The sequence below is a fragment of the Flavicella sediminum genome, assembly GCF_006381105.1.
Taxonomy (GTDB): domain Bacteria; phylum Bacteroidota; class Bacteroidia; order Flavobacteriales; family Flavobacteriaceae; genus Flavicella; species Flavicella sediminum.
Map to the genome: position 1 here is coordinate 1,518,513 of NZ_VDET01000002.1, position 24,190 is coordinate 1,542,702.

Consider the following 24,190-nt stretch of genomic DNA (forward strand, 5'->3'; position numbering starts at 1 on the left):
ATGAAAATTCCTAGTACTATTAATGACTTAACGGAAGCACAAAAAACACTATTACCTACAGAAGAGGATATTGTTTTTTATGAAACTTATGGTTGGTATGCAAGTCCAATTATTCTTTCCGATAAATTGATTGAAGAAGGTATTATTGGTGCAAACGAATTTTACAAAGGGAAACGTGATTTTCAATTAAAAAGTAACGATGGTATCGCTGATGAAGTTCACGACCCATTATCTTCAATTAGAAATAATGAATTCATCACCTTACAAAAAAAAGAATTGCAAAATATAGGTTTTCATCCACTTATAAGTGCTATTGCTGCAAAGCTAGCTAGAACCGATGAAATTAAATTGTTTGCCGATTCGTTAGTCAATAAATTACCTACAAAACCAACCAGTAAGGGTGTAGTAGGTTGGCATTCTGATAAGGCGTATTGGCCTACTTGTACTTCAAATAAAATGTTGACAGCCTGGATTCCGCTCCAAGATTGTACTGAAGATATGGGGCCGCTAATGCATATCGATAAAAGTTCACAATGGAAAGATGAAAAAGAATTGAAAACTTTTTTTTCATTTAATAATCAAGATTTGGAAAAGTTTGAAACTTATTTAAAAGAGCATAAACCAGCTTATAAAACTTCTTTTATGTCCTTAAAAAAAGGACAAGTAAGTTTTCATAATTGCAATACAATACATAGCAGTTATCCGAATGTGAGTACTAAAGAAAGGTTAGCGTTGGCAATACATTTACAAGACGCAAATAATAAATATCAGAAAGTGTACAAAGACAATGGAGAACAAATTGTTATTGGATATGATAAGATTTGTGCAAAAGATAGTTTAGGGAACCCAGATTATAGTGATCCTAATTTGTTTCCGGTATTATATAGTGAAAGAATTTAGTAGAATGTTCTAGAGAAGGTATTATGAGTAAAAATAAATTGGCAGAAGAAAGAATTAATTATCTCGATTATAACAGTATTAACGGAGGTTTCGATGAGCTTTCTAAGAGAATTGTAGATGATTTAGAGAATGTAGGCTATGTCGTTGTTCAAAATTTTGATGTCGATGTGACTAATGTTGAGGCTTCAGGTCAACTCTTTTTAAAAATTTCTGAAATGGTTGGAACGCCAATACCACATGCTGGTAATGATACGATAATTTGGGATATAAAATCAAACCCAAAATCAGATAGTCTTATCAAAACTTATTCGGAACACAGCCACGAAGCACAGATGCATACCGATAGTCAATATAGTTTTTATCCGGAAGATTATTTTGGTTTGCTAACTCTTAAAAAAGCAGAATGCGGCGGAGGAATATCTTATTTGGTGTCTTTAAAAGATTTGCTAGATGAATTAAGATTATTACCGAATGGCGAACAAATTATTGATACTTTATCAAATACAGATTATCCTTTTATAGTGCCAAATGTGTTTAAAAAAAGCAAAGTGGAAGGTCCGGAATTTAATTATGGACCTATTCTTAGAGATAATGAAATTCGATTTAGAATAGATACATTTGAAAAGGCTTTGAACTACAAGCAAGGAATTTGTGACGAAACTCAAATTGATGCCTATAAAAAATTAAAACATATAGTTTTGTCTACAGACAAAATAAAGAATTTTTATTTGAATGAAAATGATTTGATTTTTATAAATAACAAAACTATGCTGCATGGTAGAGGTCAGTTTACCGATCAAAGCAGGCACTTACTTCGTATTAGAATCAATAAATAATTTGGTAGTATTATCAAATAGAATAGCTAATAAGTCCACCAGTTTAGGTGGACTTATTTTTTTGGCACAAACTTTGGAATACGCTTTATAGATTTTAAATAGCACAGCGTATGAAAACTTTTACTCAATTCTTTTTAGTAGTATTTACTTCAAGTATTTTATTGATTTCATGCGAACAAGTGTATTATGAAGAAGTCTACGTAGAAGAAGTTCCTCTAAATTCTCAAGTAGTAGAGGATTATGATCTTTGGTATGTAGATTATCATAGAACTGAAGGAAATCAAACTATTCCTTTTTTAACTCGTGCTTTTACAATTTCTTTTGTCAACGGAAATTTATATGCCAATAACAATATTTCTGGAATAGGAATAACTGGAAACGGCTATGGCATAGAAGTTGGGTCTTATGATCCCTTTTACACAAATTTAAGAACAGACCATACCATTGATGGTTTTCATAATTTTGAGATTGAACAACTTTCCTTAAATGAAATAAGAATATACAACGCATACACCAATTCAGCCTATTATTTGATTGGATATAATCTAAATGATTTTGATTACGATAAATTATTTTATGAGAATATTGAATATTTATTACAAGATTATGAAGTGTGGGGGAAAGAAAACACAAGTAATACAGGGGCTGTAAACGATTTTGATAACGAAAACTTCTTGCAATTCACACCTGAAAATAATACTACATTTTATTCTTCAAATAATGTTTATGGCACGGAAATTGGTAATATAGATTGGAGTTATGTAGGAGGCTATGAAGTTTACGATGTAGATGGCTATGAAGATTTAAAAGTTTTGATCTTAGATTATAGCAATGGAGATATTGAAACTTTTGAGTTAAGTGTTGTAAATGATACTACTGTTGAATTGTATCATATAGCTTCTGAAACAGTATATACTTTTAAAGGAATAAATTTTATTCAATATTTAAAAGGAACAACAAAAAAGAAAAGTACAAATAGCGATAGAGTTCGCGAAAAGATAAAAAGAAAAAGTATTAAGAAGATTTCATATTAAGTTTGGTTAGTTGATTTTTGATTGGTTGTGGTTATCCAATCAAACAAAAACCGCTCCTTTTCAGGAGCGGTTTTTTTGTACCTTTACGTAAACAAAATAAAGTATGAATAAAACAGCCTTTATTACAGGTGCTACCTCAGGAATTGGAAAAGCAACAGCTGAAATTTTTGCCCAAAATAAAATACAATTAATTATTTGTGGTCGACGCTTAGATCGACTGATTGAACTGAAGAAAAAATTGAGTGTGCATACTGAAGTACATATTTTGAATTTTGACGTACGCAATAAAAAAGAAGTTTTTGCTTGTGTAGAAAGCCTTCCTCAGGAATTAAAAAACATTGATATTTTAATTAACAATGCCGGAAATGCACACGGATTAGATCCCGTTCATAAAGGAAATACTGACGATTGGGAGGCTATGATCGATATCAACATAAAAGGATTGTTGTATGTGACCAAAGCTATAAGTCCGTATATGGTACAACGTAAAACAGGACAAATAATTAATATTGGTTCCATTTCTGCAAAAGAAGTTTATGAAGGAGGAAATGTTTACTGTGCAACAAAACACGCAGTAGATGCTTTGAATAAAGGAATGCGTATGGATTTATCTAAATATGGAATTCGTGTTTCTGCGGTTCATCCAGGTTTGGTAGATACAGAATTTTCTACAGTCAGATTTAAAGGTGATACCAACAAGGCAGACAATGTGTACAAAGGTTTTAAAGCTTTACAAGCGGAAGATATTGCCGATTTAATCTATTTTGTAGTCACAAGACCTTATCATGTAAATATTTCCGACATCCTTATTTTACCAACAGCTCAAGCTTCAGGGACACAAATTCACAAAGAACTTTAAACCATGATCAACAAGCGTTTGCTTATTAGAAATTTATTAAGTCATAACGACGAGAATAGTTTTTTTGATAAGAAACTTAAAATTGATTTGGAAACCAGAGAAGGCAAAGCTAAATTTTTAAAACATATTTGCGCATTGTCAAATTCAAATCCTTTAAATAACGCTTATATCGTTATTGGAGTAGATGATGTTTCTGATAAAATTATGGGTGTCGATTTTTTTGACGACAGCAGAATTCAAGATTTAATAAATGCTTGCTTGGTCAATCCTCCCAGTATTCGGTATGAAAATGTTTCCTTTCCTAGTTTGCCGCGGCACAAGGTAGTGGGTTTGGTAACCATTCATCCCATTAATTTAATTACTTCCTTAAAAAAGAATTACTGGAAGTACAACAAAGGCATGGTGTTTTTTAGAAAAGGAAGTAGTTCGGCACCAACAAATAACGGATTTGTATTAAAAAGTACCAATGAAATAATTGTTTCAGAATTGGAAAAAAATTCTAGCGATAATTTAGAACTAACTTTAAATGGCGTGTTCGACTTTATACAACAACATCCAAAAAAGTACCAGCCTAAGTTTAAGGTTTACAAGGAATATTTTGTGTTGTGTTGGGCAGGGCAAAAGAAAAAAGTTAAAAATGAAATTTATTATTCTAGGGTTGATATAGAACTAATAAAAGAGCGTGTTCGTTTATTTTATTCCGCTTTGGACGATGTTCAAATTCAGGTAAACGACGATTCATTTATTATTACAGAGTATATTTATTTTGGAATTTTATCCGACTACAAATATTATCCCTTAGAAAAAACAGTCATTCATTTTAAAGAGAATGCAAAATATAATATTGTTACAGAATTTTTATTTTCGCCACCAAAATTTAGTATTCCCCATTTACATCATGAATTTAATTCTATGACTTGTTTGCTTGCTAAATTGAAAAATGGACTTGAGCTAGATGAACTTGAATTAAATGAAGTAACTAATTTGCCAACAATTCTAATGGTTTGCTTTTTAAACGGTATCGAGAATTCTTATGAGTCTTTATTGGAATCAAAACCTTTCTTAAGACAGCTAGAAGATAAACAAGCTTATATAAAATACAAAGAGGTTCTAAGAGTTTTAAGAAAAGTGAAATACCAACCGGTCAAAACTGAATAAAAAGTGTGCGTATTTAGAAAGTTTTTTTAGCTTTGAAAATAAAAATAATTGATGGGTAAAACATTCGTAATAGGAGATATACACGGTGCATTAAAGGCATTAATTCAAGTTTTAGAAAGAGCGAAAGTAACAGAAGACGATACACTAATTTTTTTAGGCGATTATGTGGATGGTTGGAGTCAAACACCAGAATTGATCAACTTTCTAATTCAATTAAATACCACCCATACCTGTGTTTTTTTAAGAGGAAATCATGATGAGCTATGTTATAAATGGCTGAAATATGAAGAAAGTAATGATGTTTGGTTATTTCATGGCGGACAAGTTACTGTTAATTCTTATGCAGATGTACCCATGAATATTCGACATATTCATATGAATTTTTTAAAAAACCTAGAAAATTATTATTTAGATACGGAAAACCGATTATTTGTCCATGCAGGTTTTACCAATCACAATGGTGTTAGCCAAGAATATTTCGAAAAAATGCTATACTGGGATCGTTCCCTTTGGGAAATGGTGTTGGCAATGGACAAAAATTTAAAACCTGAAGATAAATTTTACCCAAAGCGTTTGTCGCACTACAAAGAAATTTTTATCGGTCATACAGCACTTTCTAGAATTGATGAATCTACACCCGTAAACGCTGCCAATGTTTGGAATTTGGATACTGGAGCGGCTCATAAAAATCCGCTAACAATTATGGATGTAGATACCAAAGAATTTTGGCAAAGTGATCCTGTTTATAGGCTGTATCCTGATGAGAAAGGGCGAAATTAGTTAAGTCTAAGTCATTGTTGTTTTACCACTTATTGTTGTAAAATTCATTCCGTATATGATGCCTGTAATTTATGGCATAAACTAAACGTGTTATGTGGTTTTGTGTACGGTTGGTTGTAATTTTTATTAACTTATGTTTAACAGTTCGAAGATTTTTGTATCTTAGTGGTCCCCTAAAAAATGTCATGCGTGTTAACGATAATGCTTATAGTATTGTCGTAGGATTTTTGTAAATGTAATTTTACAGACAAAATTAAAAATAAAAACCATGGACGTTAATTTGTTGAAAAAAATTGATGATAGTTATTTAGCTGTTATCCTAACCCTTGTTGTTATAGGCTTACTTTTTATCTTAAAAACTCATGAAGATAAATTTAAAGAAGGCAATAAAAAAGTGACCAAAGCTGAAAACAACATGATTACTTTTGTAGAGTAATTTTAGAATTTCACTGTATTATTTTTTTCTTGAGTTTGCAATAATACTTATTATTGGAAACAGCCTATATTTGTTGCCATATTTATATAGTTTAATGAAAGAAAAAATTTCAATCACAAGTATGGCTTCCATATCTGCACTCGGAAATTCTCCTGAATCCGTATGGAAAAGCTATTTGTCTGATGCACACTTTTTATCAAATACTAATTTTGGTAAATTCTCAGCTCTAGTTGGGGCTATTTCTTCAGAAGAAAACTTAGCGATTGAATCGCTAAGAAACTCAGATGCTAAATATAAAAACTTAGATAGGTCTGTATTGTTAGCAATTTATACTTCTAGAAAAGCAGTTGCTAAAGTAAATTGGTCAAAAGATTTTGGCGTTAATATTGGTTCTTCAAGAGGTGCCACGGAGTTGTTCGAAAAGTATTACGATTCCTTTGTTAAAAATTCATTGGGCAAAGCTGAAACTTTAAGCTCTCCTACTACTACTTTGGGAAATATTGCCACTTGGGTGGCGCACGATTTACAAGCCGATGGACCCGCAATTAGTCACTCAATTACCTGTTCTACCGCATTACATGCCGTTGTTAATGGCGTCGCTTGGTTGCGTGCTGGCATGTCTTCTGCTTTTTTGGTAGGAGGAAGTGAAGCCGCAAATACGCCCTTTACAATTGCGCAAATGAAAGCACTTAAAATTTATTCTCAACAAGTTGACGAACACTATCCTTGTAAAGCTTTGGATTTATCTAAAGAGAAAAACGGAATGGTTGTAGGGGAAGGTGCTGTTGCTTTTTGTTTGGAAAAAGGAGTAAAAAAGAATGCGCTTGCTGTTATTAGCGGATTGGGCTATGCAACAGAAAAATTAAAACACAATATTTCTATTTCTACAGATGCTCAATGTTTTCAAAAGTCAATGAAAATGGCCTTGGATGATGCAGGTTTAACTACTGTAGATGTTATTGTAATGCACGCGCCTGGAACCATCAAAGGAGATAGTTCAGAATACAAAGCGATACAAGCTGTTTTTGGAGAGGAAATACCTGCACTGACAACCAATAAATGGAAAATAGGACACACCTTAGGAGCTTCTGGTGTGTTAAGTATGGAGTTGGCTATTTTGATGTTGGAGCATCAAAAATTTGTAGCGGTACCTTATCTAGAAAAGAAAAAAGAACCGAAACATATACAGTCAGTATTAATTAATGCTGTTGGCTTTGGAGGGAATGCCGTTAGTATTTTACTTACAAAATAAGTTCAAGCAATATGACTTCTTCAATTCTATAGAATAGAAATTATTCGAATACAGATTAAATTACGTACTTTTGACCCTGAAAAATTTAGAGTAATTATGAGTGAAATTAGACATAATTGGACAAAAGAAGAGATTCTAGAAATTTATAATAAACCCTTGATGGAGTTGTTGTTTGAGGCAGCTCAAATACATCGTTTACATCATGACCCTAACGCAGTACAAGTATCAACTTTATTGTCAATTAAAACAGGTGGCTGTTCAGAAGATTGTGGGTATTGCCCGCAAGCGGCTCGTTACCACACAGATATTGAAGGAAATGATTTGATGCCTGTGCAAGTTGTAAAAGCACAAGCTTTAAGAGCAAAAGCTAGCGGTTCTTCTAGAGTATGTATGGGTGCTTCTTGGCGTAATGTAAAAGATGGTCCTGAATTTGACGAAGTATTAGAAATGGTTCGTACCATTAATAAGTTAGATATGGAAGTTTGCTGTACTTTAGGTATGGTCACGGAAAATCAAGCAAAAAGATTGGCAGAGGCTGGTTTGTATGCTTACAATCATAATTTAGATTCTTCAGAAGAATATTACAAAGAAGTTATTTCTACCAGAGGTTATCAAGATCGTTTGGATACAATTGGAAATGTTCGAAAAACAAATGTAACGGTTTGTTCTGGTGGAATTATAGGAATGGGAGAATCTATTGAAGATAGAGCGGGAATGTTAGTTGCCTTATCTACTTTAGATCCACAACCAGAATCTACTCCAATTAATGCATTGGTTGCAGTTGAAGGAACTCCTTTAGAAGATCAAAAACCTGTGGAAATATGGGAAATGATCCGTATGGTAGCAGCTACTCGTATTGTGATGCCGGAAACACAAGTTCGTTTATCAGCAGGTAGAACGCAAATGAGTCAAGAGGGACAAGCCATGTGTTTCTTTGCGGGTGCAAATTCAATTTTTGCAGGAGATAAATTATTGACAACACCAAATCCGGATGTCAATGAAGATATGAAGTTATTTCAAAAATTGGGCTTGAATCCTATGAAACCTTTTACAAAAAAGGTACAGCCAAGAACGGTTGAGTCGGCAGATTCTGAATTTATAGCACAAGGTGAAAATCCGAAATGGACAAGACCTGAACATAAAATTGATAGAAACGAAGAAGCCAAAGCAAAGGCTAAAGAAATTAGAGCAGAGTTAAAAGAGAAATAAATTCTTATTACTGAATAAAAATAGAAAACCGATTTGAAATTTCAAATCGGTTTTCTATTTTTGGTCAATGGGTGAAAGTTGTGTCGATAAATGTATATTGTTTCTCTTTCTAAGTTTTAGCTCTTTTGTTTTTGGATTGAATTCGTTTTTGTCTGATGCTTTACCTTTGGATGAAAACTTGGTTGAAAATATCTGTTTTATAAAGGATAGCAATTTTAATGAGTATTCTATTTTGGAGCAAAAACTGATTCCATTAAAAAAAACTAAAATTGGCTGGGAGAATGGAGTGTTTTGGTTTAAAGTAGTTTTAAAAAATAGTGATTCAATAAAAAGGATCGTTTTTAATACCAATGAAAGTTCAATTGATTTTGTTGAAATTTATGCGAATTCAAAACTCTTGTCAAGTACTAAAAATAGTGTTGGACTTACCAATTTGTCTTTTGAAATTGAAAATAAAACAGGTAAAGAGTATTATTTAAAGGTAAATTTTCCATATCAAGTAAATTTCCCACTCACAGCAACTAGTGCAAGCTCCTATTATACACATATAAAGTTTTTAAGCTTACTTAAAACTGGAGCTTATTATGGTTTTGCCTTAATGGTTTTAATCATTAATTTGTTTTTTTATTTTTCTTTGGAAGACAAAATATTTTTATTTTATTCACTATTTCTTGTCGCAACTAATTTTGGAATATCACACTATGATGGTGTTTTTAATAGTTGGCTAACTTCTGATGCGCTATTTTTTACAAACACTGTTTCGCATTTTTTAATTCCTTTAACTGGAGGTTTGTTTGCATTCAATTTTTTAAATCTGAGTAATTATATGCCCAAAAGTAAATATTTTGGAAGCATATTATTGTTGGCTACTTCGATTTGCTACGTTGGTCATTTAGTTTTTTTAAATTATAAATTTTTTATTGCGGGTGATATTTTAGCTTTGTTAACACTTATGTACTATTGGATACTTGGTATTTTTGTGATAAAACGAAATGATTTTGCCATTTTCTTTGTAGTTGGTTATAGTTTGGTTTTAATAGCTGCCTTTTTATTTGTAATTCCAATGGATATAGGAATATCTGGTTTTTCACTCCCTTTAAAACATGTCAAATTTGGCGCCTTGTTTGAAATGCTAATATTGACCTATGCGATCACATTTAGAGTCAAAAAAATGCACGAAGAAAATGAATCAAATAGAAATGCAATACAAGAATACATTCATAAACTTAATGAGTTAGAAGAACAAGTGACTTCTTCTTCAAATTCCGAAAATAAAAGTTTCGAAGTTAAGATTAATGAGATAGTTCGGGATTATAAGTTGACAGAGAGAGAAGTTGATGTTTTGCTTAGGCTTTACAAGGGGTACACAAATAAAAACATTGCTGCAGAATTATTTATTTCGCTTAATACAGTGAAGTATCATACAGGGAATATCTATCAAAAACTAAATATTGAAAATAAAAACGAGGTAATTAGCTTGTTTGTCTAGATTTTATGAAAGCACAAAGAAGACATGTTTGTCTATACCTTTTAATAATTAGTTTGTTTTGTATTTCGTGTACAAAACAAACCAAAAATAGTTTTGCTGAGCTTGCTTTTATTCAAGATGAAAATTTCGATGAAAATACAATTCAAAAACAGGAATTCAAAGTTTTGACAACTTCAAGACTAGGTTATAAAAATGGATGGTATTGGTTTAAAATTTCTAAAAAACCAGATTCAATACCTTTGATATTTAGTTTAGAAGGGAATACAATCGATAAGATAGAAGTATATCACGAAAACGTGAAAATTTCCGACCACAGTCATACTATAGATCCTACAAATTTAGCACTTAAAATACCACCTACTTCTCATAATGCAACCTACTATGTAAAGTCCCATTTTACGAAACATGTCGATTTTCCTTTAAAAATTTATTCTGAAGATTCTTATTTTAGGAATAAGAACCAATATTATTTTGTTAATGGAAGTTATTATGGGTTTGTGATAATGGTACTAATCGTTAATTTGTTTTTTTATTTTTCATTGGGAGAAAAAACCTTTTTGGCTTATTGCTTTTTTGTTGTTTTTACAAATATTGGACTTACTGATTACGATGGATTGATCAACCTTTGGTTTGAAAAAGACGTAATTCGTTATATAGGTATAAGTATGCATTTTTTAGTTCCATTGTCATCAGGTGTTTTCGCATCCTTACTATTAGATTATCATAAGTTAATACCCCGGAGTAAAATTATTTCTATAATTACGATTCCTCTTGCTATCTGTTTTTATATTGCGTTTGTTATTACTGAAGAGTTTCTATATTTTGCTATTGGAGATACAATCGGCTTGTTGTATTTTTCCTATTATATGTTTTTAGGTGTTTCATGTATTAGAAAGCAAGTGTTTGCTAAGTTTTCGGTTGTAGGGTATAGTTTGGTATTTCTTTCAGCAATTACTTTTGTAATACCTTTAAATTGGGGAATACAAGCTTTTAGTACACCACTTTATATGATAAAAATTGGCGCCTTGTTTGAAATGCTAATTCTATCTTATGCGATTACCTATAGAGTTAAGAAAATTCAAGAAGAAAACGAATCCATTCATCATGAAATTAAGCAATACATCACCAAAATTTATGTATTGGAAAATGAGCTTAAAGAAGAAAATAATACATCGAAGAATAATTCTTTAATAGAACAAAAAATTGAAGAATTGGCAATTTCACATAATTTAACGCTTAGAGAAAAAGATGTGCTATTGCAAATTTCAAAAGGCTTAAATAATCAACAAATGGCAAATGAATTATTTGTTTCTGTAAACACTATAAAATATCATACCCGAAACTTGTATGAAAAATTAGATGTGAAAAAAAGAGCAGAAATAACTTCTAAAATTATTCCGAACTAATTTTTAAGCAAGGCCCAAGCTTCTTTTTAATATTTTAAAATAAAAAGCATAAAAAGGCTGATTTACTGGTGGTTTTAATGAAAAACTACCCAAAAGGGTGGGAGGTATTATTGAGCTAGATACTATTTTTGGACACACAAAAATACAAAATCTTAGCGTTATGAATAATTTTTCAATACACCTCAAGCAAATTTTCACAAGCATTTTTTTACTGTTTGTAACGATCCTTTTTTCTCAAACGGGAACTGAATATGCCAATATTCAATATTTAGACAATATGGAAAATGGATCTGGGTCAATTAGTATTTACATATATGTTGAAAATGAATATGATGGTCATTGGGATTATTTAAAAGACTTGGATATCGATGTTTCTATAAATGGAGAGGCTTATCAGCCTTTTGCTTTTTTAGGTAAACAAGATGGTATTTATGATGTCAATTCTTATGCAAGTGACTATAAGAATAGGGAAACGGAATTTGTTTTAAATACGGGTGGCGGAAATCCAAATCAACACATAAGATTGTATTTTAATAATGAAGATCATGAGGTTGAATCTAAGGCAGTAACTTTTTCTCATTTTGAAGATACCAATTCACAAGTTGCAGGAACTCCTAAAGGAGCAGATAGAGTTCATATAAATGTAAAGCCTTATGAAATTAATCGTTTTAAAGGAGCTAAAACTATTCAATTTCGTTGCAGAGGAAACTATCTTGAAAATTGGTTAGACCACGAAAACGCGAATAATACTTTAAGTATTAATGAAAAGCTAACGGAAAAATTTGAATTATTTGAAGAAAATAATAGCGGTCAGGAAGAAATAAATTTTAATGTCGATTTCAATAAATCGGAAGGTGCAGCTCATCTAACTTTTAGAATAGAATCAATTCAAAATGAAACTGAATACGATCATTTGGCCTGTTTAGAACTTAAAAAAATTGTCTACAATCAACAAAATCAAGTTGTTTCAGATGAAGTTATTGGTTATGTAAACCATAACTCGAATATATTGGGGTGTTCAGATTTGTTTAGCGATGCAGCAACATCAGATACTTTTTTAGGAGAATTTGGAGATTCCTATAAATTTGGCTTAAAATACGACAACTTATACGCCACACCTTATGGCAATTCCTATTGGACTAAAAGTGGTGGTGATAATTATTTTGTAATTAGAGATTATATAACCCAAGAAAATTATAAAAACAAAATTCAATATTATGTGCATGGTACTTATTATTCTAGGGAAAGAAATGGAGAGAATAAAAAGGTTAATTTTAATTGGGCTGATAATATTAAAGGGAATTTTGTTGTAAATGAAGAAATTCCAATTCCAAATATTAGTCTAAAGGAAGCCGAAGTCTCTTCAACAAATAATTGTCAAATAGATTTATCATGGGATACGCCCACCTTATTTGGAGGAGATACCTCTAGAAATTTTGTTGCCATATATAGAGATGATAAAAGAATTGCCTATGTTGATGCAGATGGAGGGGTTAATAAATATGCTGATACGGATATAGTAGCTGGTGAAAAATACAATTATAAAATTGCGCTTGAATATGATAGAGCCTATAACGATCGTAGTTTTGAGGCAATTTCTGGACAAAAAGATGGTAAAGAAGGAGTAATCATAAATTTATTAGAAGCTCCGTCAGGACTTTCAAGCAATCAAGTTGGTTGTAATGGAAATATTGAAATTTCTTGGAGTTATACTTCAAATCCTTCCTCTTTTGTTTTAGAAAGAAAAGCATCAAATGATGAAGATTTTACGGTTTTAAACAACAATATTTCTGGTAGTTTAAGATCGTTTACAGATACGGATGTCATAGAAAATGAAGTTTATGTATATCGAATTGCCGCTATTTCAAATGCGCTTTCGTGTAATACAACGGGGTATTATTCATCAGATTATACACATTCGAAAGATCCAATTGACATCAAACCTATTTTTAACAACGAGAGTTACTTGGTTGAAGCTTCTAAAGGGTATTACAGTAATAGAACGGAATTGGAATGGATTCCTAATTTGGATAAAGAACAATACATCAATCAATACAAAATTTATGTTCGTGAATTTGGAACAACTATAAAGCCAAATCTATTAACAACTTTAGATATCAATGCGAAAAAATATGAACATACAAATGGTAAAGCAGGTACAATATATGAGTATTTTATTGTTGGAGAACGTGTTGTAGAAACAGAATGTGGAAGACAAATTACATCTTCCTATACAATAGATGGACTTTCGGGTATTAAAACTCCAGATGTTTTAGGTGAAGGAGTTGCCTATGATATTGGATTACGAGTTGCAACCGGAGTTATTAATGGAAATATAAATTATACAGGTGGTACTGCAGTTCCAAATGTTAAAGTAATTGCTGAGCGTCAGGAAATAAACAAAGGGAAATCATTGTCTTTTAACGGGGTAAATTCTTATGTAGATGTTACAGCTTCAGCGTCTATTGATTTTAAAGATGAATTCACAGTTTCATTTTGGGTAAAGCCAGAAAATAATGAAGAAAGTTATTTATTAGAAAACAGTCAGTTTAAAATTCTTCGTTTAGAAAACGGTCAAATAGCTTTTGCTGTGTATGGCAAAAATGGAGAATTTACACAAATAGTTACAGATTGGCATGTTGTTCCAACAGGAAATTGGACCCAAATTACAGTAACATATAATAGTACAAAACGAGAAATAAAAGCCTACTACAATGGTAGTAAATGGGGTGCGTTGGACTTAAATTCAGACTTTACAACTTTAAGACCAAATCTAAAAACAAAATTATCTATTGGTAGGCGAGAGGGAACTTCTGGTTATTTACAAGGTAAACTAGATGAAATACGAATGTTTGATCGATGTTTGGAGGCTGAAGAGATAGCTAGAATTAGTGGAAGTTTTGTTGCTGCTGATTATAACGGTTTAAAGTTATATCTAAAAGTTTTTGAAGGAAGAGGAAATACGGTATATGACATTGCTCATAAAGGAGATTTGTTTTACAAGAATAATGGCGTGCTAAATAACACCATATTTTCGGATGATATTCCTTCACAAAGTCAACTAGGAAATGTGGGGTATACCGATGCTTATGGTAATTATACTATTGAAGCAGTAGAATATGGCGACTCTGGTGAGAATTTTAATATCATTCCAACAGCTACGCTTGCGGGTGCTATTCATGAGTTTGATCCCGTAAGAAAAACTTTATTTATAGGAGAAGGATCAAAAGTTAATAATGATAAAGATTTTGAAGATATTTCATCTTTTCAGTTTTCGGGATATGTTCGTTTTAATTTTCCCAATACCGAAGCTGCTAATGAAAAAACTTCTGGTTCAGAGGGAATTAAAATTTATTTAGATGGCGGGGGAGCTATTGCAGGTGATGATAGACAAGCCTACGAAACTGATGAAAATGGTTTCTTTGATGTGCAAATTCCTATTGGGCAGCATTATATTGAATTTAGAAGAAATGGACATGTATTCGCAAATGGTAGATTTCCTGCAACAGGAGTTTATGATTTTCAAGAAGGAGTGACAGGCTTGGAAATATTAGATGATACCAAACATAAATTAACAGGTAGAATTGTAGGAGGTTTAATAGAAGGTAATAAACCCATGTCTATGGAATCAAATCCTTCTGTCAATAATATTGGTCAAGCTAAATTTACGTTGACCTCCGAAGACGGGAAAATTGTTAGGGAAATTACCTCTAGCTCCAGTACTGGAGAATACAGTATTGAACTTCCTCCTAAAAAATTCATTTCATCTTCTGTAAAATGGACTAAAGATTTGATAGATATTGTTTCGTCTGGAGATATTCAACCAATTGATCTATCTTCAATAAACGCGTACAATGGGACAAAAGAGGCCGATAGTGTTTTTGTAGATGATGTTTATATAAGGTCGGATACCACTTTTTATAATGTTCGTAAAGATTTTATTTACAGAAAAAAACCTGAATTGGTTGTTACTGGTTTGTTGAAGAATGGAAACAGTATTACAGAGACGACAATAAAGAATTCAGCTGAAGAATTTTACAATTTAAAACAAGGTAATACAGCTGTTGCTATAGATTTAAAAACATTGCCTTATCCTACATATTTTTCTGCAAGTGATTATGAATATAAAATGAAAGCCGTAGAAAAATATACAAATAAAGATACTTCCATTGAATATTCCGTACCGGTTACAGACGGGGAACTGGTTATTAATAATGGCATTGGTGTAGGTTTTTATAAAGATGAGGAAGGTAAGAGTAAAACCTATGGTAGTCCTGAAGTAATTACTTTGGATAGTCATGGAGAGTTGGTGTATCAGTTTAAAGCTCAAGAACCAAATATTAATGAGAATTCAAGTGCAGGTTTAGAGCATTTAAGTTATACCAAAGAAATGTCAATAACCTTAAATGTAGGTGCTTTTAGTACATCTTGGCCAAATGCGTCTGATTCAAATGAAACGCAGAGGGCTTATATTATTGGAGGAAAACAACAAGGAGCTAATTTTGTAACAAAAGCACCACCTGTAGTAGATTTTGTTTTAAGAGATCCTCCAGGTTCTAACAGTTATGCTTATTGGTCTAAAGAAGAAAGTTTTTTTACCTCTGCTGAATATAATGCGGGTGGTTTTGGTAACCTAAATGCTTTTGTAGGATTAGGAGTTGGAATGAATACCTTGCTTGGAGGAGGTATTGTTGGTGTTGGTGAAATTGCTGAAGGTAAAATTTTAGGAACAATGGAAATTAATGCTGGTTTTGATATCGGTGCAGGTGGAGAATATATTTTCGAGACATCTTTCTCTGAAGATATTCAGACAAATGGAGATGCAATCCAAGTGGGAAGATCGGATGTTTTTGTTGCAAAGTCTCAAAACCTTATGACAGGTACGGGGGTTCATATTAGACCAGTTCCAGAAAGTTTATGTGGGGGGAATTGCTATGGAGAGGTAATGAAAGATAAGAATGGAAATAACTATAGGATGACTCGTGTTTTACAGAGTTATTTAAACCCCGTAGGGTCTCCTACCTTCTTTATATTCTCTCAAAATCACATTCAAAATGTATTAATTCCTGACTTAATTGAAGTAAGAAATACTTTTTTAACTAGGCCAGGTTCTAGGTATATATCAAAAATTCCACAAAGTAATGAGAATTTTGGTTCAAATAATGACGATCCAGTTTGGGGAGTTAATGCTTCAACAACAAATTATATTAGAACAGAAGCAGGAGATTTTGATGGGCAAAGTTATACATATAGCCCTATGGGTGATCCTAATAAAGCGATAGATTCGATTAGAGTAATGAATCAACAAATACGTTTATGGAAAGAAGCATTGGCAAATAATGAGATTCAAAAATGGATTGCGAAAAAGTACCAAAGTTCAGAAAATGTTTCTATTGCAAGTGGAGTTTCTTTGGAAAGAAGTAATACATCTTCACATTCAGGATCGGCATATGTTTCTTTTGAAATGTCTTCTTCCGTAGCTTATGGAGCCAAATTAGAATTTGATGGCTATGGAGTTGCGGTTGAATCTGAGATGAGTGCTGAGGTTGGAATTAGATCTAGTGCCAAATCTACCACAGGTGGTGGAACTAGTAAAACTGTCGGATATGTATTAAATGACCCCGATGAGGATGATGCTATTAGTGTTGATATATTTTCAGGAACAGGAAGTAATGGCCCAATTTTCTTAACAAAAGCCGGACAGACATCCTGTCCTTTTGAAGATAAAATTGTGATGGAATATGCGAACGAACATTATATTCAAACGTTAATTGATATTCAAGAAGGTGATAAAAATAAAGCTATGGAAGAAGCAAAAGCATACGGAATTGCTGGAGCTACGGAAAACGAATCACAGAAATACGGAGAAGCAAATCAGTTAAATGCAGATATCAATCAATTAAAAGTACTTCTTGCCGAAATTAGAGCTGGTGAGGTTGTCTTGAGTAATGCCACATTGCAAAGAGACAAACCTGCGATGAAAATTAACGGAGCAAAAACGGCACAAGCGTTTAATGTTCCTGCCGATGAAGCCGCCAATTTTAAATTAACATTGTTAAACGAAGGGGAAGCTGGAGATCCACAATATTTCTCGGTAAAAGCAATGGATGAAACAAATCCAAATGGTTTAGAAATGACAATTGATGGTCAGAGTATAAATACGGATAGAGAGTTTTTGGTACAAGGAAATGGAGGAATTCAGAAAATATTAAAAGTAAATAGAGGTCCAAATCATTATGATTATGAAAATGTTGGGGTTGTAATCAAGTCTACTTGTCAGGCAGATCCAACAGGTAACGATGCAGTACTTTCAGACACAATTTATTTTAATGTAAAATACTTACCAACATGTACTCCAATTGAGGTGAATTATCCAAATAATAATTGGACAATAAATAATTCTTTCAACAATAAATTCCCAATTACTATTGGTGGATATGATGTGAATACCGTTGGTTTTGAGGAGGTGAAATTGCAGTACAAAGAATCATCTTCTTCTGAATGGACGCTATTGTCAACATATTACAGAGATGCTGAAACAAGAACAACCAATGGTGGTGCAGAGGATGATTTCTTATTGCCTACGGATGGGAATTCATTTACTTACTATTGGCAGTTAGGACAGGTACCTGATGGGAATTATGATATTAGAGCATTGTCTAAATGTTCGTTGGCAGAAGAAACAACAGCGATTTATTCAGGAGTTATTGATAGAAAAAATCCAGAAGCTTTTGGGCTACCACAACCTTCAGATGGAATATTATCTGCTGGTGAAGATGCGAGTATTCAATTTACAGAAACTATAAATGGAAATTTATTATCCATTGCTAATTTTGATGTTCGCGGGGTGCTCAATGCAGGGAAAATTCGACATGATGCTTCGGTTTCATTTGACGGATCAGTAAACACTTATGTAAAAGCTGAATTGGTGAATTTAGAAAGTAAAGCATTTTCTATAGAGTTCTATGCTAAAAAGGAAGCTTTAAATGTGAATCAAATTTTGGTATCACAAGGAAGTGATTCTTCAACAGAAATGTTGGTAGGGATTAATGCCTCAAATAAATTTTATTTTCAATTAGCGGGAAAAACAGTAACAGGTTCAAAAACAATCGATGAAAAGTGGCATCATTATACAGTTACTTATGATCCTTTAAAAGCAGATGTAATGTTATATGTGGACGCTGAAATGGATGCTGCTGATAACTCATTTGTTGTTCAGAATAAGTTAAAAGAAGATCTTTATTTTGGGAAATCAACTATTGGAACTGGTGTACCCTTTAGTGGTCAAATGCATGAAGTGAGAATTTGGTCTAAATCATTAAGTTTGGGTGAGATAAATAATTCAGCGGTTCAAAGAATGGTTGGGAATGAAGCAGGTTTGTTGTACAATTGGGAGTTAGAAGATGTTAATGGAGAATTAGCTTTGGATAAAGTAAGAGGCAAGCACGCAGAAATGAAAGCTAACTGGAAAGTGAGTCCAGTAGGATATGGCTTACGTTTGAACGGTAGTGCCAATGAGGCTAGCTCTCAAGCTGTAGCCATAGATAATGCAACTGATTTTACCATAGAAATGTGGTTCAAATCTGACGGAGGAACAAATGAAACTTTGCTATCTAATGGTAAAGGAGATGGTACAGATAATAATACCAGTGGCTGGTCAATTGGTATTAATAAAGAAGGAAAAATAAGTGCAAAAAATAATGCGAGTGAGTTGGTAGGAAGTTCTGTAGTAACAGATAATAAATGGCATCATGTTGCAATTTCAGTGAATACAAGAGGAAGTGCTATTTTGTTTGTCGATGCTCAAGAAGAAATGTCTATCTCGTCAAGTTTATTAAATGGATTTGGAGGTTCTAAATTGGCTATAGGACAAAGAGATTGGTATGATGGAGCAAATAATTTACAAGACCAGTATTTCTCTGGAAGTATAGATGAACTAAGAATTTGGAATACAGCTCGTAAGTTAGAACAAATTTCTAGAGATCGATTTAATAATCTTTCCGGAACTGAGCCAGGTCTGATAGAGTACTATCCATTTGAAAATTATGCTGAGAATGGGTTTGGAATTACAGAAGTTAGTTCAACGCTAGATAATGCATCTGTAAGTCTTTCTAAATCTACTCAAAATGTAGTATTGGGTGCTGGAGTTTTAAATCAAGATACTCCAACAATTAAATTGAAACGACCTGTAGAAATTGTAAATATTAGTTATGTGGTGAATAATGATAAAATTATTATTACGCTAAATATAGAGGAAAGTAAAATTGAAAATGTTCAGTTAGATTTTACAATATCAAATGTTAAAGATTTAAATGGTAATGAGATAGCATCTCCAATTACTTGGTCTGCTTATGTAGATAAAAATCAAGTTGTTTGGCAAAATTCTCAGTTTAATTTAGAAACAGAAAATGGTGAAGAGTTGAACTTTGAAACAAAAATATTTAACAATTCTGGAGAGAGTAAAACCTATGAAATTACCAATATACCTTCTTGGTTAGAAGTAAGTCCAATGTCTGGTACAGTAGGTCCATTAACAACAGTTCCCGTTTCTTTTAAGGTTTCTGGAGAAACTAATAACGGAAAGTACCAAGAGGATGTATTGTTGACAACGGATTTTGGTTTTGCTGAAAAATTAAATGTCAATGTTTCGGTAAAACAAGCGCCTCCATCAGATTGGAAAATAGATCCAACCGATTTTGAATACTCAATGAATGTTGTTGGGCAAATTGCTTTCGATGGAATTTTGTCTAGAGACGAAGGAAATATTTTGGCTGCCTTTGTTGACGGAGAATGCAGGGGACTTGTCAATTTAAGACATTTATCAAATTTTGATAATTACCAAGCGTTTTTAACAATTTATAGCAATATAGCATTGGGTGAAAATTTAGAATTCAAAGTTTGGGAAGCCTCATCAGGTATTGTTCATTCTGGAATAACACATAATTTAAGTTCAAATACTTTTATTGGAGATGCTTTTGAAGGTAGCAGTGCAAATCCTAAATTGTTTCGTACAACAAATATCATAGCTGGTGCAATTGAAGTGCCTAAAGGGTGGAAGTGGATTTCGTTTAGTTTGGAAGGAGCGGACCTAAATACGAGTAATGGTTTGCTAGAAAATGTAAATCCGCTAAATCTGGATATTATTAAAACAAGGATTAATAAAAGTGATGGAAACGGAGGATTTAGTCAGTTGGCTATTTTTGATAAATATTCGAGTACTGGAGAAACTTGGTACGGAAGTATCACAAATAATGGAGCTTATGATACTGGAGTATTGTATAAAATTAAATTAAGCAATGAGGGGGTAATTCGTTACGAAGGGCGTCCTGTAAATCCTATAAACCATGAGCTAAATTTAGTAGATGGTTGGAACTATATTGGATATATTGGTTCTCAGAAAATTGCTCTAAATGAAGGTTTGAGTAACTATAATGCTACAGATGGTGATTTGATTAAAAACCAATATTATTCGGCAATTTACGACAGTAGCTATGGATGGATAGGAAGTTTAACGGTATTAAGTCCGGATGAAGGATACATGCTAAAATCAGCTATTGGTCAAACATTTAAATATCCTGCCTTTAATTCTTCAACAGGTAGTAAATCTTCTGGAAAATCAACTAAAAATAGTTTTGTTAGTCCTTGGGAGTTAAAAGCGAATCAATATGCCGAGAATATGACAATTATAGCTCGTGTTAACGAAGCTGAATCTAAAAAAGGAATTCTAGGAGCTTTTGTAAATGGTGAGTGTAGAGGTGTTGCGAAAGCTATTTACAATCCGATATTAGAGGAACAAGTATTTGTGCTAAATATTAGCGGGTTGTTAGATTCACAAGTAGTTTCATTCAAATATAATGCTGATAATGAATTTTATCAAATAGAAGAGATAATTGAGTATAAGGAAAATGAAGTAAAGGGTAGGTTGGATACTCCAAAAGAGTTAACGATTCGTAGTTCGGAAGTAGATCAAAATACTTTAGATGTGTACCCAAATCCATTTTCGGATAAATTAAATATTCGTATTAAATTGGAAGAGAATACTGACCTGGTAATGAAATTATTTAACAATATAAATCAACTTGTAAAACAAGAATCTTTGGTTGATTTAAAGAAAGGCACGCAAACAATAACGCTAAATGGAAATGGTCTGGCTTCTGGAGTTTATTATTTAGTATTAAAAATTAAAGACCAAGTATTAGTTGAAAAAATAATCTTAACAAACGAATAATGGTTTATAATTTGAAATTAATTAAAATAGTTGGTTTGAAAATTCAGGTCCTAAGTATTTTGTTTGGGATAGCAAGTTTACATCTAAATGCCCAACCTAATTGGTCTGTAAATACAGCTTCTTATAATTTGGACGGTAGTATTGTTGTAAGTCTGAAAATAGATGAAGTGTTGTCAAATGATACATCTGATATAGTTGCTGCTTTTGATGCTCAAGGAAATTGTAGAGGGAAGTCAAATATACTTTTCGATGAGATATCGAACACATATATTTCTTATTTGACAGTTTTGGGTTCTACCTATGGCGATGAATTAATTTTTAAAATTTATGACGCCAGTGAAGATAAAGTCTATTTAACAAGTAACAATCCAATTGTATTTGTTTCTAATCTTAGTATTGGCGATCTTTTTGACCCTTTGCAATTGATTAGCGAAAAAGAAGAGAATTTAAGTGTAAATTCTTATTTAGAGTCGCAATTTACATGCTTTCCAAATCCTGTAAATAAAACATTATTTTTTACTTGTCCAAAGAATGTTCAGGTAAATTCTATAGGGGTATTTGATACAAGCCTAAGACTGATCAATAGGTTTGAAAAAGAAATTAAGGAAGTGAAATTAGAGAATCTAGAGGCTGGCGTGTATTTTTTAAAAATAGAAACTAATTTAGGTAGGGTGGTGAAAAAAATCGTCAAAAATTAAAAAACATAGTCATGCGAGAAAGTATTCATGCAAAATCTTTGAAAAGTACATTGAAAGAAAATAATGGCATTTTAATAGTGATTGTTTCTCGAGTGATGTATTTGCTTTTATTTGTCGCTTTTGGGCTGTTAGTATTACTTGCATTTAACCGTTTTTATGCAAGTATAGCATGTGTTTTATTTTTAGTAATTGCCTATTGCATTATCGAAATATCGAAAATAAAAAGGATTATAAAAACGAATAAAAAAATTAGTAGTAAACTTTCTTACTTGAAGAAAAAGTTATAGCCAGAAATTGGTAGAAAGTCTAAAAACAAAAAAACCGATTTGAATTTTCAAATCGGTTTTTTTATGTGTTCTATATTTTATCTAAATAGCTTGACTACATCATTTGCATTGGCAAATAATAAGAGTGCCATTAAAATTACAAATCCAGTAATTTGTGCATATTCTAAAAACTTGTCACTAGGTTTTTTACCCGTAATCATTTCATACAAAGTAAATACTACATGACCACCATCTAACGCAGGTATTGGTAATAAATTCATAACACCTAACATAATAGATAAGAAAGCAGTGATGCTCCAGAATGCTTGCCAGCTCCAAGTAGAAGGGAAAATACTTCCAATAGAAATAAAACCACCCAAACCTTTATAAGCTCCTGTTTCTGGGTTGAAAACTTTTTTCAACTGCTTTACATAACTTACCAAAGTGTTGTAACCTTTTTTCGTTCCCGCAGGAATTGCTTCTAACAAGGTGTACGATATTGTTTCCAATTCATAGTAGCCCAATTTTTGAAGGTCGTCATAAGATAAAGGAGCAAAGGAAACTCCAATCATTCCTTCAGCATCCAACTGAACAGGAATTTCTAGCAATTGTTCGTTTCTTTTAACACTTAAAACAACGGCTTTTGTAGGTGAATTTGCTAACAATTCTTTTGCTTCATCAAAGTATTTTACCGGTTGCCCGTTAATAGCCACCACTAAATCTTTTATTTTTAAACCGCTTTCTTTGTTGATAGAGGTTTCTGAAAAGGCACCAATTATATAAGGGTATCTTACTGTTAAAAAAGGTCCAGCACCTTTTTCTTTTCCTACCAATTGAGAAATAAAATCAACAGGAATTTCTTGTTGAATGATTTCGCCATCACGTTCAATAGTAAATTCATTTCCATTAATAAATTCGCCTGTAATACTTGAAAAAGAACGAATGTCATTGCCATCAACTGCAATAATTTTATCTCCTGTTTTCAATCCTATTTCTAAGGCCAATGAATCGGTTGCCCAAATTCCATCCGTTACATTATTGTTAGGTAGGTAACTTTCTCCCCACGTAAATAACATCAAAATGTAAATAACAAACCCAAGTATAAAATTCACCACAATACCTCCTAACATAATAATTAAACGTTGCCAAGCTGGTTTCGATCTGAATTCCCAAGGCTGTGCCGGTTGGTTCATTTGTTCGGTATCCATACTTTCGTCTATCATTCCAGATATTTTTACATATCCTCCTAACGGAATCCATCCGATACCATATTCTGTACCTCCAATTTTTTTCTTTAGGATAGAGAATTTATAATCAAAAAATAAGTAGAATTTTTCAACTCTTGTTTTGAATAATTTGGCAGGAATAAAATGCCCTAACTCATGTAAAACAATGAGCAGTGATAAACTTAATATAAATTGTGATGCTTTAATGAAAATTTCCATGTAATATATTTCTGATTTTAATCCTCGCAAATGTACAATTTTAAATAAATTATAAAGCGTTTATATGCTGCCCATTTTCCTTTTAACAAAGTTCTAACGCTTAGGTCAATATATGTCGTTATTTTTGGCTATTTTCTATTTTGTTTTTCTTAAAAAGAAAAGAACATACCAAGCAAAATGATTAATTTTACCGC

15 protein-coding genes are annotated in these 24,190 nt (G+C 32.3%); 14 read left to right on the top strand and 1 reads right to left on the bottom strand.

Translation table 11 applies throughout. The features are described 5' to 3' along the window. The 14 genes from FGM02_RS06400 to FGM02_RS06460 all read left to right on the top strand — a co-directional run bounded on the left by FGM02_RS06400 (position 1) and on the right by FGM02_RS06460 (position 22,572). The gene (locus FGM02_RS06400; RefSeq protein ID WP_139957476.1) at positions 1-900 is read left to right on the top strand and encodes a phytanoyl-CoA dioxygenase family protein; all 900 of its coding nucleotides are present in this window, start codon (positions 1-3) and stop codon (positions 898-900) included. Positions 901-923: 23 nt separating this feature from the next. Next, positions 924-1,736, top strand: coding sequence for a TauD/TfdA family dioxygenase (locus FGM02_RS06405; RefSeq protein ID WP_139957477.1), 813 nt, complete (start codon positions 924-926; stop codon positions 1,734-1,736). A gap of 110 nt (positions 1,737-1,846) precedes the next feature. Next, positions 1,847-2,770 (top strand): hypothetical protein, encoded by a 924-nt coding sequence (locus tag FGM02_RS06410; RefSeq protein WP_139957478.1) that lies wholly within the window; start codon positions 1,847-1,849, stop codon positions 2,768-2,770. A 103-nt stretch (positions 2,771-2,873) separates the two neighbouring features. Then, complete coding sequence (locus FGM02_RS06415) at positions 2,874-3,629, top strand: SDR family NAD(P)-dependent oxidoreductase (RefSeq protein WP_139957479.1); 756 nt, start codon at positions 2,874-2,876, stop codon at positions 3,627-3,629. Between the two features lie 3 nt (positions 3,630-3,632). Further along, complete coding sequence (locus FGM02_RS06420) at positions 3,633-4,787, top strand: DUF5929 domain-containing protein (RefSeq protein WP_139957480.1); 1,155 nt, start codon at positions 3,633-3,635, stop codon at positions 4,785-4,787. Positions 4,788-4,838: 51 nt separating this feature from the next. Further along, positions 4,839-5,567, top strand: a complete 729-nt coding sequence (locus tag FGM02_RS06425; protein ID WP_139957481.1) for a metallophosphoesterase — start codon at positions 4,839-4,841, stop codon at positions 5,565-5,567. Between the two features lie 268 nt (positions 5,568-5,835). Next, a complete protein-coding gene (locus FGM02_RS18025; protein WP_166461140.1) occupies positions 5,836-6,003 on the top strand; it encodes a hypothetical protein in 168 nt (55 codons plus the stop codon). Between the two features lie 94 nt (positions 6,004-6,097). Continuing rightward, on the top strand, positions 6,098-7,255 hold the full coding sequence (locus FGM02_RS06430) for a beta-ketoacyl synthase N-terminal-like domain-containing protein (RefSeq protein ID WP_139957482.1): 1,158 nt from the start codon (positions 6,098-6,100) through the stop codon (positions 7,253-7,255). A 96-nt stretch (positions 7,256-7,351) separates the two neighbouring features. Continuing rightward, positions 7,352-8,464 (top strand): biotin synthase BioB, encoded by a 1,113-nt coding sequence (bioB, locus tag FGM02_RS06435; RefSeq protein WP_139957483.1) that lies wholly within the window; start codon positions 7,352-7,354, stop codon positions 8,462-8,464. Between the two features lie 136 nt (positions 8,465-8,600). Next, positions 8,601-9,953: a LuxR C-terminal-related transcriptional regulator gene (locus FGM02_RS06440; RefSeq protein WP_208021481.1), complete on the top strand. Its 1,353-nt coding sequence runs from the start codon at positions 8,601-8,603 to the stop codon at positions 9,951-9,953. A 5-nt stretch (positions 9,954-9,958) separates the two neighbouring features. Further along, positions 9,959-11,359, top strand: a complete 1,401-nt coding sequence (locus FGM02_RS06445; protein WP_139957485.1) for a 7TM diverse intracellular signaling domain-containing protein — start codon at positions 9,959-9,961, stop codon at positions 11,357-11,359. A gap of 160 nt (positions 11,360-11,519) precedes the next feature. Then, positions 11,520-21,587 carry a T9SS type A sorting domain-containing protein gene (locus tag FGM02_RS06450; protein ID WP_139957486.1) on the top strand — a complete coding sequence of 3,356 codons (10,068 nt, stop codon included), beginning with the start codon at positions 11,520-11,522 and terminating at the stop codon, positions 21,585-21,587. A 35-nt stretch (positions 21,588-21,622) separates the two neighbouring features. After that, positions 21,623-22,285: a T9SS type A sorting domain-containing protein gene (locus FGM02_RS06455; protein WP_166461142.1), complete on the top strand. Its 663-nt coding sequence runs from the start codon at positions 21,623-21,625 to the stop codon at positions 22,283-22,285. Positions 22,286-22,296: 11 nt separating this feature from the next. Continuing rightward, on the top strand, positions 22,297-22,572 hold the full coding sequence (locus FGM02_RS06460) for a hypothetical protein (RefSeq protein WP_139957488.1): 276 nt from the start codon (positions 22,297-22,299) through the stop codon (positions 22,570-22,572). 77 nt (positions 22,573-22,649) lie between these two features. Here the strand turns inward: FGM02_RS06460 and rseP are convergent, their stop codons facing one another. Continuing rightward, positions 22,650-23,996, bottom strand: a complete 1,347-nt coding sequence (rseP, locus tag FGM02_RS06465) for an RIP metalloprotease RseP (RefSeq protein WP_139957489.1) — start codon at positions 23,994-23,996, stop codon at positions 22,650-22,652. Positions 23,997-24,190 lie beyond the last annotated feature (194 nt).